The organism is Kitasatospora sp. McL0602 (assembly GCF_052076145.1).
GTDB lineage: Bacteria > Actinomycetota > Actinomycetes > Streptomycetales > Streptomycetaceae > Kitasatospora.
The window spans coordinates 7,778,106-7,790,529 of the sequence record NZ_CP197246.1 but is presented as its reverse complement, the minus strand read 5'-3'; the positions used below and the strand labels follow the sequence as shown (position 1 = coordinate 7,790,529).

Annotated in this window: 12 protein-coding genes and 3 pseudogenes; 8 read left to right on the top strand and 7 right to left on the bottom strand. The window is 69.9% G+C overall.

The features are described from left to right. Positions 1–330 precede the first annotated feature (330 nt). Positions 331–723: a hypothetical protein gene (locus tag ACR68M_RS35410; protein WP_441248273.1), complete on the top strand. Its 393-nt coding sequence runs from the start codon at positions 331–333 to the stop codon at positions 721–723. 10 nt (positions 724–733) lie between these two features. Further along, positions 734–1,225, top strand: a complete 492-nt coding sequence (locus tag ACR68M_RS35405; protein WP_441248270.1) for a MarR family winged helix-turn-helix transcriptional regulator — start codon at positions 734–736, stop codon at positions 1,223–1,225. A 496-nt stretch (positions 1,226–1,721) separates the two neighbouring features. Here ACR68M_RS35405 and ACR68M_RS35400 read toward each other — a convergent pair whose 3' ends face one another. Then, on the bottom strand, positions 1,722–2,237 hold the full coding sequence (locus ACR68M_RS35400; RefSeq protein ID WP_441248269.1) for a hypothetical protein: 516 nt from the start codon (positions 2,235–2,237) through the stop codon (positions 1,722–1,724). Between the two features lie 280 nt (positions 2,238–2,517). Here ACR68M_RS35400 and ACR68M_RS35395 point away from each other — a divergent pair, with 280 nt between their 5' ends. Then, entirely contained in the window at positions 2,518–3,072 is a 555-nt protein-coding gene (locus ACR68M_RS35395) for an SMI1/KNR4 family protein (RefSeq protein WP_441248268.1), read from the top strand. Between the two features lie 229 nt (positions 3,073–3,301). Here ACR68M_RS35395 and ACR68M_RS35390 read toward each other — a convergent pair. Together ACR68M_RS35390 and ACR68M_RS35385 are read right to left on the bottom strand one after the other, a co-directional pair. Further along, positions 3,302–3,859 (bottom strand): annotated as a pseudogene (locus ACR68M_RS35390) (hypothetical protein); the annotation flags it as partial. A gap of 547 nt (positions 3,860–4,406) precedes the next feature. Continuing rightward, on the bottom strand, positions 4,407–4,718 hold the full coding sequence (locus ACR68M_RS35385) for a hypothetical protein (protein WP_441248267.1): 312 nt from the start codon (positions 4,716–4,718) through the stop codon (positions 4,407–4,409). Positions 4,719–4,733: 15 nt separating this feature from the next. On the opposite strand from ACR68M_RS35385, the gene ACR68M_RS35380 reads away from it, so the two are divergent. Beyond that, positions 4,734–6,011: a zinc-binding dehydrogenase gene (locus ACR68M_RS35380; RefSeq protein WP_441248266.1), complete on the top strand. Its 1,278-nt coding sequence runs from the start codon at positions 4,734–4,736 to the stop codon at positions 6,009–6,011. 144 nt (positions 6,012–6,155) lie between these two features. Here ACR68M_RS35380 and ACR68M_RS35375 read toward each other — a convergent pair whose 3' ends face one another. Next, on the bottom strand, positions 6,156–7,136 hold the full coding sequence (locus ACR68M_RS35375) for a helix-turn-helix domain-containing protein (RefSeq protein WP_441248265.1): 981 nt from the start codon (positions 7,134–7,136) through the stop codon (positions 6,156–6,158). A 58-nt stretch (positions 7,137–7,194) separates the two neighbouring features. Between ACR68M_RS35375 and ACR68M_RS35370 the strand changes: the two genes are divergently transcribed. The 4 genes from ACR68M_RS35370 to ACR68M_RS35355 all read left to right on the top strand — a co-directional run bounded on the left by ACR68M_RS35370 (position 7,195) and on the right by ACR68M_RS35355 (position 10,234). Beyond that, a complete protein-coding gene (locus ACR68M_RS35370; RefSeq protein ID WP_441248264.1) occupies positions 7,195–8,409 on the top strand; it encodes an MFS transporter in 1,215 nt (404 codons plus the stop codon). A 169-nt stretch (positions 8,410–8,578) separates the two neighbouring features. Continuing rightward, on the top strand, positions 8,579–9,169 hold the full coding sequence (locus ACR68M_RS35365) for a hypothetical protein (protein WP_441248263.1): 591 nt from the start codon (positions 8,579–8,581) through the stop codon (positions 9,167–9,169). A gap of 2 nt (positions 9,170–9,171) precedes the next feature. Further along, positions 9,172–9,588: a transposase gene (locus ACR68M_RS35360; RefSeq protein ID WP_441248262.1), complete on the top strand. Its 417-nt coding sequence runs from the start codon at positions 9,172–9,174 to the stop codon at positions 9,586–9,588. Positions 9,589–9,700: 112 nt separating this feature from the next. Beyond that, positions 9,701–10,234, top strand: a complete 534-nt coding sequence (locus ACR68M_RS35355; RefSeq protein WP_441248261.1) for a hypothetical protein — start codon at positions 9,701–9,703, stop codon at positions 10,232–10,234. A 21-nt stretch (positions 10,235–10,255) separates the two neighbouring features. On the opposite strand, the gene ACR68M_RS35350 is transcribed toward ACR68M_RS35355, so the two are convergent. The 3 genes and pseudogenes from ACR68M_RS35350 to ACR68M_RS35340 all read right to left on the bottom strand — a co-directional run. Continuing rightward, positions 10,256–10,621, bottom strand: coding sequence for a hypothetical protein (locus tag ACR68M_RS35350; protein WP_441248260.1), 366 nt, complete (start codon positions 10,619–10,621; stop codon positions 10,256–10,258). A 175-nt stretch (positions 10,622–10,796) separates the two neighbouring features. Beyond that, positions 10,797–10,940 (bottom strand): annotated as a pseudogene (locus tag ACR68M_RS35345) (IS5/IS1182 family transposase); the annotation flags it as partial. After that, positions 10,927–11,750: pseudogene (locus ACR68M_RS35340) on the bottom strand (ISAzo13 family transposase); the annotation flags it as partial. The pseudogenes ACR68M_RS35345 and ACR68M_RS35340, both read right to left, overlap by 14 nt. Positions 11,751–12,424 lie beyond the last annotated feature (674 nt).

Sequence of the window (12,424 nt, the reverse complement as noted above, 5' to 3'; positions counted from 1 at the left end):
CGTGCTCGGCCAACAGCTCCAGGGTGGTGGTGATGACCGGCACCGCGCCGTTGTACTCGCGCCAGCCGTCCCCGTCGGCATCGTCTCCTCGGATGACCCACCAGCCACCGCCCCAGGCGTCGCGGCCCAGGTCCGCCACCGCCTGCTGACGGTTGGCCAGGGCGAGGGGCCCGGCGTCGGTGACGACCAGGGCGACGGGCGGGTGGCCCGGCCGGGTGTGGCCGGGCCAGGTCCGGCGCCACCAGTGGACCGTCCCGGTCGGTCGGGTCCTCGGTGGCCAGCGCCGGGTCGATGCTCTTCACCTTCGTGCGGAACAGCTCGCGGTAGGCGGTGAACTTCGCGGCCACCCGCTCCGGCGACATGGTGGAGCGGTCGACCTCGACCATCAGCACCGGCGCGCGGTCGGGGTCGTCCTTGCCCGGTCTGGGCGGCGGCCTGCGCCAGGTGGCCGAGGAGGTGGGCGGTGAGGACCAGGTGCCGGCGCCGGAACGGCTCCACTTCGCCTGGGCGCTCGGTCTCCTGGTCCTGGACGAAGCGGAGCACCGGCGGGCCGGGACGGGTGCGGCCGTCGTCTGCTGCGCGGGGACGTCGGCGACAGTGGGGGCGGCCGCGGGACGCCACAGGGCTTCGACGGGCGAAGCGGCACCGATGGGTACGAGCGGGGCCATCCCACTGCCCTCAGGCGTCGAGAACATCCGCCCCAGGCCGGACGCCCGGATATAGCATCGTGATCATGGACTTCCTGACCGGCACCACCACCGACCAGGCACCGGCCAATCCGAATGCCACCGACGACATACTGGCCAGCCAGCCAATCGGCTACTGGAGCGGTCAGGCTCACGCCGTCGTTACCAGGCATCTGCGTGACGCCATGGCAGGGATCGACGTCACGCAGCCGCAGTACTGGGTGCTCAACAGCGTCAAGTACCAGCCTGCGGCGCCGAGCCGCGACGAGATAGCCGCCCAGCTGCTGCCCCTCGCGGATGGGCAACACGAGATCCCCCGCGTCGTCGCCCAGCTGCTCCACCGTGGCTGGCTACGGACCGACGCCACAGACCACCTGTACCTCACCGATGCAGGAGAAGCGGCCAGGACACGGCTGCGTGAACTGGTAACCGATCTTCGTGCCGTGGTCCACGACGGCATCAGCGACGACGACTACGCGGCCACGCTCAAGGTGCTGCGCAGGATGATCTCCAACATCGAGGCCGCCGGAAAGCCATAGGGCGTTGGGGAAAAGCATCCCCCGGCAACCAGGAGGTGGTGTTACGACAGCTCCGCGAGGAAGCCGACCAGCGCGCCGCCCTACCCCACCGATCGAACCCCAGCACGTCCAACACGGGCGCAGCCCGGCGTTCGCCTCCCGGCGGCCTCCCGCTTCTCTTCAGCCTCCCGTTCCAGCCGTTCCTTTCGGTCCTGGCGGCAGGACCAGCAGCGGCCGCTGCGGCGGCGGGTCCACTGGCCGTGGAGCCCGTACTCGTAGGTGCTCTCCTGCGTGGGGACCTGGCTGCAGTCGGTGCATGCCAGGGTCTGCATCAGCGCGCGGTGGGCCTGCTTGGCCTTCTTCTCCCGGCGGCCTGGCGGGTGTCGTAGGCAGCCCGGCTGTTCGGGTCCTCCAGCGCCAGCGCCTCGATGAGGGAGCACCGGGGTGGCCGGTGCTGCCGGTGCCCGGAAGTGGATGCCGACGTTGCCGTGGTCGCCACGGGTGACGCCCCATACGGTCAGGTCCTGGGGATCGGTGGCCAGGCCGGTCTCTTCCAGCAGTTCCTGGGCGGCGTGCCGGCGAAGGGCTGCCAGGTCGAGCGTCTTGCCCGCTGTGGGGGCTCCGCCGATCTGCCGGGCAGCGCCCGCTGTCGCGGGTGGGCGGTGGAGGCCGAGCTCCGCCCGACGATCAGGTCGCCGTCCTCGATGCCTTGCAGGACGGTGACGAACACGGACGCCGGCAGCCAGGCGCAGGTCCGGGCGCTGCGCAGCGCGCGGTAGTGGTAGGTGACGTGGGCCCACTGCAGCAGCAGCTCGGTGCTGCTGCAGTGGGCTCGACGGCGTTGCAGGCCGCTGCGGGGTCGTCGAACAGGGCTGGCTGGCGGGCCGGCGACTCCTCTCAGGGCCGACTCCAGGGCCTTCTGCACCGTCAGGAAGCCGACCCCGTACTTGCGCTGCAGGGCACGCTGAGACAGGCCGGCGCGCGAGTCACGGCGGATCGCCGCGTACAGATCGACCTTGGACTTCGGCAGCACCCGGACCCCCTCGTCGTGACGAGCACAGCCATGGTCCCGAAGCAAGCACCCGAGTGCTCTCAAAACTCGGCGACATCACTCTCCCGTGGCACGGGGTGCTCTCGCCGCCGAGCGACAGGTGCTCTCACTGCTCAGGCACGAGTTCTGTGGTTGGTGACCGTGGGTAACGAGATTCATAATACGGAGGCTTGATCAGTAGGGTGTCCCGGATTGAAGTTGCGCCGACGTGCGGACAAAGCGGACGAAGGCGCTCTGGCTGAGCCTCTTGGAAGGACTCCTGATGCATCCGAGCGTCGCCAGGCTGGCTGAGCTGATGCCACCACACGCCGGAGCCGGTGATGCGATCGATTGGGATGAGGCCCGCCGGAAGTGGGGGACTGACTTCCCCGCGGACTACCGCGACTTCGTCTCTGTCTACGGTGGTGGCTCGATCGACAACGGCTTCTTCGTAGGGCTGCCGCTCCTGGTTGCCCCGGGGGTCCGACGCCCACTGACGTTCGAGGAGTTGAACGAGGACGGATACGGCCTGCTGGATCTGGAGCCGGATGAGGACCCGGACCTGCGGGGACGGATCTCCTGGGCGATGGACTGCGGTGCCAACCATGCATTCTGGGACACCTCGGATCCGGACCCGGACAGCTGGACCGTCCTTGTGCTCGCACGCGAAGGCGACTGGGTGGCCCACGCGTGCGGGATGGTCGAGTTCCTCGTCGGCCTCATGACCGGAGAAATCACGAGCATGGGCGGATTCTCCCCCGAGCAGGCGCTCTTCTTGAACTGGCGGGAGGAGCGGCTCCTCAAGGAGGCGGGGATCGATCCCTGGCCTCACACCTGAGAGTCGAAGGCGGTGCTCAGTCGGCCAGCAGGACCCGCTTGCGCAGAAGGTCGAAGCCCGCACGACCGTACATTTGGCGTTTGATCATCTTGATGCGGTTGACGTGCCCTTCGACCGCGCCGGAGCTCCAGGGCAGCGTCAGGCCGGCGATCACGGCGTCACGTCCCCGGGTCTTGACGGCATGGCAGTTGGGGCAGAGCACCACCATGTTGACCGGATGGTCCAGGCCTCCGTCTTTCAGGCCGTCGACGTGGTCGACCTCGACGATGGGCTGCTCGTTGCGGCCAATCACATGGAAGCCGGGATGGCCGCATCCGGGATGCTCGCAGCGGCCCCCGGCGCGCTCCCGGAACACGGCCGAGCGCACCACCTCGGTCTTCAGCGCCGCACTGGTGGCGGGACGGGCGCTCTGTGCCGCCTCCTCCGCCTCGACGCGCTGCCGGTAGGTCGGCGGCGGTGCCGGTCGGCCCCACTCACCGAGGCGCTCCGCGGTCCGTGCCGCTGTGTCAGCCCGGTCCGGTTGGTCCGCAACCGGCGCGGTGTACCAGTCCGGTGCCGTGACACCGCTGATCCGCTCCAGGTCGAAGCCGTGCTCCGTCAGGCGGAACCGAGCCCGGTCGACTTCCTCGTCGGTGAACAACTCCCTGAACCAGGGCAGGCACACCGCAAATTCGACGCTGGAATCGAGCTTCTTCTTCTCCCACAGCTTGGCAAATCCGTCGGATGTGTCCTTGACCGAGGCCAGAAGCTGCTTCGCGGTGATCACCCCGCCGGAGATCACGATCATCTTCAGGAAGGCGGTCGGGTTTACCCCGCCTTCTGCAACGCTGGTACGCCGGCCCGGAGGTACGCCTCGAACCTCTTGCCGAGCTCGCCGTACCCATTGTCACGAACCATGGTGAATGCCTCCCCCCGGCCCGCGAACTCCGCGCGCCTCCGCCGATCCTAGGCCCCGACACCGAGGCGCCGGGGCCGGGGCCGGTCCCACGAGTTCCGCGATCAGATGGGCAGCGGCAAGTCGAAGCCGGGTCGCTCCGGGTCCAGATGGCCGCCGCAACCGCAGGCCGTGTCGTGGGTATGCGGAGCCGGGGCGGTGTCGAGGCGGGTCGACGGGTAGGTCGGCTCGGCGTCGTGCGGCTGCGGCCCGCTCGACTTCCTCCCCGCCCCCGAGTTGCCGGTCGAGGGCGGGGTACCGTCCCGCCGCCGAGCTCGCCTACACCGCCGGCACCGGCCAGGAACGCCACCGGCCGCGAGCGTTCGTGGAACGCCACCGGTCCCGGTGTCGGCGCCGAGGAGGCCGCGGCGCAGCTGGCGGCGTGCGCCCGGGTGTGGGATCAGGCGGGCCCGGACGGCGGGAGTCGGGCGTGGGAGCGGCGCTGACGGTCCTTCCCGTGGCTACTGGTGGTCCTGGTCGGCACGCCGGCCGCCGGGGTCCGCTCGGCGGCGGCGGACCTGCGCCTCGCCTCCGAGGAGAACCCGGCCACCGCCGAGATGCTGGCCGCCGTCCCGGCCGGCGCCGCCCGGCTGGCTGGCTGCCCGCCCGCCTCGGCGCGGGCAACACCCCGGAGCAGCTCGTTCTGCCGCCCGGACCGCTTCGCGACATCCAGCGCCGTCACCCCGGTCTGCGCGAGATCGCCGAGCGCCACCCCTCCGTCGGCGAGGTGCGTGGACTCGGCGTGTTCTGGGCGGTCGAGCTGGTCCGTGACCGTGGGACGCGCGAGATGCTGGTGCCCTACGCGGCGAGCGGAGCGCAGACCCGGCCGGTGGACGAGGTGGTCGCCGCCTGCAAGGAGCGCGGCATGTGGCCGGTCTACAACTTCAACCGCATCCACGTCGTGCCGCCGTGCACCATCACCGACGAGGAGGCCCGTCAGGGCCTGGAGATCCTGGACGAGGCGCTCAACGCCGCAGACCGGCACGTGAACGGACGGCCCCTGTCGACCGCCTGCCCCGCTACACCAGCTGAGAGGTACCCCATGAGAGCAGTCGTCGTACTCACGGTGACCGAGTGCCCTGACCCGGTTCCCGGCCCCGGCGAACTGGTGGTCCGGGTGGCGGCCGCAGGCGTCAACTACAAGGATGTGTACGAGCGCGAGGGCCGCAGCCCGCTGGCCGCCCCGCTGGTGCCCGGCAGCGAGGGAGCCGGGACGGTCCTCTCCGTCGGTCCGGGCGCCGACACTTTCGCACCCGGCGACCGCGTCGCCTGGTGGTCGGCGCCCGGCAGCTACGCCGAGCAGGCCGTCGTCCCGGTCCGGGCGGCGGTCCGGCTACCGGCGGACATCACGGAGCAGGCCGCAGCCGCCGTCCTGCCCCAGGGCCTGACCGCCCAGTACCTCACCACCTCCAGCTACCCGGTCATCGCCGGGGAGGCGGCGCTGGTGCCGACCGCCGCCGGAGGGCTGGGACAGCAGCTCGTCCGGGTGCTGCCCCGGCGCGGCGTCCACGTCGTCGGCACGGTCTCCACCGAGACCAAGGCCCGGATCGCCCGCGCTGCGGGCGCCCGGGACGTGCTGGTGCTGCCACCCGGCTCCGGGAACCGGCCGGCCGAGCTCGCCGCCCGGATTCGCGAACTCACCGGCGGCCGGGGCGTTGAGGTGGTGTTCGACGGCGTCGGCAAGGACACCTTCGAGCTGGGGCTGGCGTCCTTGCGCCGGCGCGGCACCTTCGTCCTGGTTGGGGCCGCCTCCGGCCCGGTCCCGCCGTTCGACCCCCAGCGGCTGGCGGCCGCCGGCTCGCTGTTCCTGACCCGGCCGACCCTGGTCGACCACGCCACCGCCCCCGAGGAGCTCGCCACCCGCGCCGCCGAGGTCTTCGCCTGGCTACGCGACGGCACCCTCACCGCCACCCACACCACCCACTACCCCCTCGCTCAGGCCGCCCAGGCCCAAACCGATCTCCAAGGCCGCCGGACCACCGGCAAACTCCTGCTCATCCCCTGAGCCCGCCGCTCCACCCGACTTTCGCGGGAGTGTCAGCTTCTTGGCTCATACAAGATGGGTGCAGATCTTCTGAGGGCGGCGTACGTTGCTGGCCTGCAGCAACGTACGCTGCTACGCCAGTGGAGCGGGTGGCGGGTCGGCTGGTCAGGCGACGTCGGCTGGGCTGGAGAGCAGATCGCCGGTTGCGGTACGCCGGTAGACGACCCGTCGGCCGACCCTCGTCCCGGCTATCAGGTCGGCCTCGCGCAGCACAGCAAGGTGGCCTCCGACGGTGCCGAGCGAGAGGCCGAGCTGGGCGGCGAGTTCGCTACTGGTCGCTGGGCGTTCGAGTTCGGTGAGGATCGCCGCCCGGCCGGTCCCGATCAGGCGGCCGAGGGCATGTTCGGGGCTCGGGTGTGCCGTCGTGGCGGAGCCGCGCGCCGGGTAGACCAGCGCGATCCGTCCGGGCGTCGCGTCGCAGAGCCAGGTGCCGCTCGACGCGCTGACCGGCACGAAGAGCATGCCCTCGTCGGCGACCACATGGTCGGGCCCGGGGCGGTTGCTGAAACGGATCGCGTCGGCGCCGACCCAGCCGCTGCCCCGGCTCATCTGCTCCAGGGCCCGGGGCCAGCCGTAGGCGGCGAGCAGGCCCGCCCGGTAGGTGACATCGCGTTCCAGCAGTGCCCGGCGGCGCGGCCAGTCCGGGAGCACGCAGTTCCTCCAGACGTACCGGAACAGGTCGGCCGTCCTGGCCGCCCAGCCGTGACCGGTCAGCCAGTTCAAGTCGTGCTGCTTCCAGCTGTGCGCGACGGCCGCCTCCAGCTCGGCGCGCGCCTCGGTGTCGGAGATCCGGGTGACCTCGGCCAGCTCGGTGGCTAGCACGGTCCGCATGCCGCCCGACGGCGCAATGACGACGAATCCGGGCAGCCACTTGGTCGAGCCGAGCAGCCTGACCAGGCCCTTGGCGAAGGGGTCTGCGTCCAACAGGGCGTCGAACGCACCAAGATGACGAGTGTGCCAGGGGTGCAGCCACGGGTCGGTGCAGGGTCTGCCCAGCAGGATCGTCGACGCCAGGGTCTCGGCGAGCGGCGAGAGCGCGAAGCGCGACCGCGACAGGGCCATCGAGCTGAGCCGCAGCAGTGTCATCTTTCGCCTCCTGGCGAAACGATACCGTCCGCTCCCCGGCCACCGGAGACTCTGGCCGGTGCTCACACCTCTCCTTCGACAGACGCACTTCCGCTGGTTCTTCGCCGGGCGGCTGGTGTCCCTGCTCGGCAGTTCGATGGCGCCGGTCGCGCTGGCCTTCGCCGTCCTGGATTCCGCCCCCGGCTCCGGCGATCTCGGGGTGATCCTCGCCGCCCGGATGCTGCCCCTGCTCGTGTTCCTCCTGCTGGGCGGGGCCACCGCCGACCGCCTCCCGCGCCGGACGGTGCTGGTGGCCGCCAACCTCGGCTCGGCACTCACCCAGGGTGGTGTTGCGGTACTGCTGCTGACGGACCGGTACTCGCTGCTTCCGGTGGCCGCGCTGGAACTCCTGAGCGGCGTGGTCGCCGCGTTCACCACCCCCGCCCTGCGGGGCGTCGTGCCCCAACTCGTCGACCGGACACTGCTCCAGCAGGCCAATGCAGCTCTTGGCTCGGCGAACAGCGCCACGAAGGTCCTCGGACCGAGCCTCTCCGGGGTACTGGTGGTGGCCGTCGGCGGCGGCACGGCGATCGCCTTCGACGCCCTGACGTACCTGCTCGCGGCCGGATGCCTCGCCCGGCTCCCCCTCATCTCAGCCGCGCCCAAGCGCCAGAGCAGCACCGTGCTCAGAGACATCCGTGACGGCTGGACGGAGTTCCGCCGCCTGCCGTGGGTATGGACGGTGACCGGCGCCTTCTGCCTCATGAACCTGGTGCAGACCGGCACCTGGCAGATCCTCGGGCCCACCCTCACCCGGCAGCTCAGCAGCGAGGCGGTCTGGGGGTTCGTGCTCAGCGCCCGTGGGGCAGGCCTGCTGCTGATGAGCGTGCTGATGTACCGGCTGGCGGTCCGGCACCTGCTGCGGCTGGGCCAGCTGGCGAGCGCGCTCGGTGCGCTGCCCCTGCTGGCGCTCGGCGCGCGCCTGCACGCCCCCTGGCTGACCGGTGCCGCGTTCGTCGCAGGGCTGGGTTCCGCCGTCTCCGGAATCAGCTGGGAGACCTCGCTGCAGGAACACGTCCCCGCTCACGCGCTCTCCCGCGTCTCGTCCTACGACGACCTGCTCTCCTACCTCGCGATACCGATCGGCCAGCTCAGCGTCGGCCCGCTCACCCAGACCTTCGGCGGCTTCCGGGTGACTGCGACCGCGGGCATCCTCTACGCCGCGGCGGCCTTGGCTCCGCTCGCCTCCACCGCCGTCCGCCGACTGCCGCACGCACGAGCCGAGGTCAGCTGAGGCCGGTCTCCAGGGCGTCCAGGGCCAGCCACCGGCCGCCCCGCACACGCCATCCAGGCAAGGCCAATATGTACATCGAACTTCAGGCGCAGATCTGAGGGTGCCTCGTTGGGGTGATTCGCGGGCTTCTGCGGTGGGACCGAAATGGTGGGCTTCTAGCGTCGTGGGCGTGGAGCCCGCCGTGGGTGCGGGTGCCGAGCCGGGGGTGGGTGGTGTGGTGCCGTCGTTGATCGAGGCGCTGGAGGCCAGGGAGGCTGAAGTGCGTGGCCGGGCCGATCGGCTGCGCGAGCAGATCGCCGGGCTTTCCGAGGAGTTGTCCCGGCTGGAGGTGCAGCTGTCGCGGCTGCGGGTCACGCGGGGGACCGTGGATGAAGTCCTGGCCGACGGGCCGTCCTCGTCGCCCGGTGGCCAGGTGGCCGGGGACGGGGACGGGGACGGGGACGGGGACGGCTCTGGCGGGGTGGCGGCGGCGTTGCTAGTGGCCGAGGCGGAGCTGGATGTGACGGCGATGTCGCCGGAGTACCAGGCGGTCATCGGCCTGTTCGCGACCACGGGGGCGGCGATGCGCTGCAAGGAGGTGCGCGCAGTTGGGGGTCGGGTCCGAGGCGCGTCATGTGGAAGGGATGCGTGCGAAGTTGAAGCGTCTGGTCGAGCGCGGGATCCTGGCCGAGACCGCGCCGGGGCTGTTCAAGGTGGACGGGCGGAGGCAGGGATGGTGAGCGCGGCGCACGACGCTCCTCGCCCACCGCGGCACCACTGATCGTGGCGCGGTTCACCAAAAGCCAGTGCCAGCCGTGTCCCGACCGTCCCCGGTGCACGAGCTCCAGCGGCGCGCGGAACGTGGGCTTCCCCCCGCGAGAGCTCCGTGACCTGCAAGTCCGTGTCCGCACTGAGCAGCAGACGCCGGAGTGGAAGGCCCGCTACGCGGTCCGCTCCGGCGTGGAGGGCACAATCAACGAGTTCGCCCACGGCCACGGCATGCGCCGCTGCCGCTACCGCGGACAGCCAAAAGCGCACGTACAGCACGTACTCACGGCCATCGCCGTGAACACCGAACGGCTCAGCGGCCGGCCAGCCACGCAGCGGGCCCCTTCGCCGAGACCGCCAACCGCCTTCCAGGCCCTTCTGGACCAGCAGGGAATCCCCCGGTCGAAGTCCTGGCGCACCCTAAGCAGTTGACCATATCGATCAAGATCACCGACAGCACGACGGCACCCGACGATTTCCAGGCAACCTCACAAGGACAGTCAAGAAGATCAACAATCACGCAACGTGAGCTTCCACAGAAATCGTGCCAGAGCCCGATCTCGATTTCATCGCTTCCGCGCGGCAGGACATGCCCTGCCTGGTCGCTGAGGTGAGGCGACTGCGCGCCCTGCTGCGAGGGGACAGTGACCGGCGGCATGCCGCTTGCGTGGCGCTCCGCGAGCTTGGGCGAAGCCCGGACTACCGTGACCGGGCGGATGCCGGTCGCGGCCTGGCGGCTTTCGCCGACATGCAGGAGGCCCTCGGGCCACTGCTGGAGCTCGTGCCCGACCCGGGCGGCACTTTCGTCACCCGGGTGACTGCGGAAGCCGTGCTTCGGCGAATGGACAGGATCGGGCTGACGGCAATCGCCTCCGCGATGGCAGTCGCCAACTCGAATCACAGCGATTGGATCCACGCCGCGACCGTCGACGTGTTCAGCATCTTCTCCGAAGACCGGGACAAAGCGATGCAGTTGTGCGCGGAGATGCTGCGGGACGCTGATGACCGCGTTGCCCTGGGGGCCCGTCAGCTGCACGACATCCTGGCCGAGATCGACCCCGTTCTTCGCCCCGCGTAGCTCCGCAGTCCAGGACAGGCTTCAGGAAGGCGCTCCAGAGCTGGGGTGAACCGGTGGCACTATGGACATGATGTTGCGGAACGCCTGGTCGGAGACGTCCGGCGTGGGCGGCATCACATCACTGAGTATCAGCACGTCGGAGCCGTCCTCTCCGCGCAGGTCCGGATGCAGGCCGTTGCTGAAGAAGGTGATGCCCTCGCGGTGGTGCTGCATCTCCAGGACGCTGCGAACGCCGTCGAATTCGACAATCACGCTCGTGCCTGCCGGAACCGTGTGCTCAGTTGCCCAGGGCTCGAAGCAGAGCCAGACGTCCTGCTCATCGGCTCGGATCGTCAAGCGTGAGATGGAGCCGGTGCCCGGGACGGGCACCTTCGGATCGTCACTCATCGTTCCTCCTGGAAACCAAGATCCTCATGGGCCTATTGGTCAGCGACGGTAGTGGACGCCCACTGGGCCGCGCGAGCTCACTCTGCCGGTGAAGGGGGCCGGCGTCTGGGCATGGCCCTGACCTTGGCGGCGTCCGCGTGTCGACGTACGGCCTTAGACCGACCGGCAGTAGGCGTCACTTGAGGCGGCGGGTGGTGGGGCGGGTGCCCCAGCGGTACAACGTGGTCGCGCGGCGGATGAGCATGCGGAGCGTGACGAGCGCTGCGGCGAGGTGGAGGCAGAAGTCCACCGCCTTGCCCCTCTTCTCGGTAGCCGTTCGCCCCGCCGGCGTCCGCAGTGATCAGTAGCCGGGTCGCACGGCGCAGAGTGGCCACCGCGAACGCGGCGGTGTCCCTGTCGCAGCATACCGACACCCAGCCGGTGTCCGCGGCCAGGTCGTAGATCCCGTACGGCACCGCCTTCTGCGCGTCCTTCTCGGGGAAGTCGTGCGCGCGCACCCGCACCGGCTCTCCGGCGCAGTGCCACTCGCGCCCGCCGACCGAGTAGTCGCCGAGGACCTCCTTCTTCTTGGTATCCACGCTGATCACCGGCTGTTCGGCCGCGATGAACTCCTTGACCTGCGAGTTGATGTAGCTGAACTGGGCATCGCGGTCCGGATGCCTGGCGCCCCCGGTCGTGCGCGAGGTGCCCTGCAGGGACAAGCCCTCGGCCTTCAGCAGCGCGGCCACCGTGTCCGGGCCGACCCGGTGGCCTTGACGGGTCAGCTCCGCGGCCAGGTTCCGGGTGGACTTCACGGTCCAGCGCAACGGCGACTGCGGATCCCCGCGCTGATCCGGCTCGACCAGTGCCAACAGCGCCGCTACCAGGCCCGGGTCACTGTCGCGAAGCGGCTTGCGCCCGCCCCCTGCCGCCCGGAACCGGTCGGCAGGCTCCAGCCCCGACGCCAGCTCCCGGGCGCCGCGCGCCACAGTAGGCTCCGCGACCCCGCCAGGCGAGCCACCCGGCGGACACCCCCGTAGCCGAGCACCCGGGCCGGTGCCCCCAGGGCCAGGCGCCGTTGCCGCTCATCCAGCTGCGGCAGCAGTTGGGCGAGCACCTTGCCGAGCACCGTCGCCGTCTCATCCGTCACGCCCTGATCATAGGGACCAACAGGCCACCCAGATAACAGAGTTATTAATCGTCAGCCCCCTGACACGAGGCCGACGCGGTGATCAACCATCTCCGCGCCGAATTCGGGGTCGAGCCCGTATGTCGGGAGCTGGACCTGTCGGTCTCCGCCTACTACGCCCGCCGCAGCCGTCCAGCCTAAGCCCGCTCAGTGCACGATCCGGATCTGCTGGAACACATTCACTACATACCCCGATCGGGCCCGAACCGCCTCGTAGCACGGCCACCAAGAGAGCTCGGGAGGTCTTCGATCACAAGTGGCCCAGGATTAAAGGCGGTGCTATTAGGCCCCATGACATCCTCGCCCACCAAATAGCGGAACAACCATTCGGCGAATCCCATCCTATAGTCATAGAACTCGCAGTCCGATCCAACGAATACGGTGATCCCAAATCCGTCAATCGCCTCATATGAATTCAAGAATACAAGCTCCCCGCGACTGCTACTAGCGATCGGAATTAGCCCCCCTGGGCAGCCAAAGCGCAACCGCTCAGCAAGGCTTTGATCGTCGAGCACGCCATGCCAGTCCTCGGCAGCATAAGTCGCAACCGTCTCATTAATCCACTTCTCGAGGCTCCACACGTCCGAATCGGGATGATCGAACGATGGGTAGCCATTAACACGAACTGGCGCATA

Bases quoted from the DNA above. Each gene is read 5' to 3' on its own strand.
- ACR68M_RS35375 (WP_441248265.1), bottom strand. From the start codon at position 7,136: ATGACACTGCTGCGGCTCAGCTCGATGGCCCTGTCGCGGTCGCGCTTC.
- ACR68M_RS35405 (WP_441248270.1), top strand. From the start codon at position 734: ATGGACTTCCTGACCGGCACCACCACCGACCAGGCACCGGCCAATCCG.
- ACR68M_RS35395 (WP_441248268.1), top strand. From the start codon at position 2,518: ATGCATCCGAGCGTCGCCAGGCTGGCTGAGCTGATGCCACCACACGCC.
- ACR68M_RS35350 (WP_441248260.1), bottom strand. From the start codon at position 10,621: ATGAGTGACGATCCGAAGGTGCCCGTCCCGGGCACCGGCTCCATCTCA.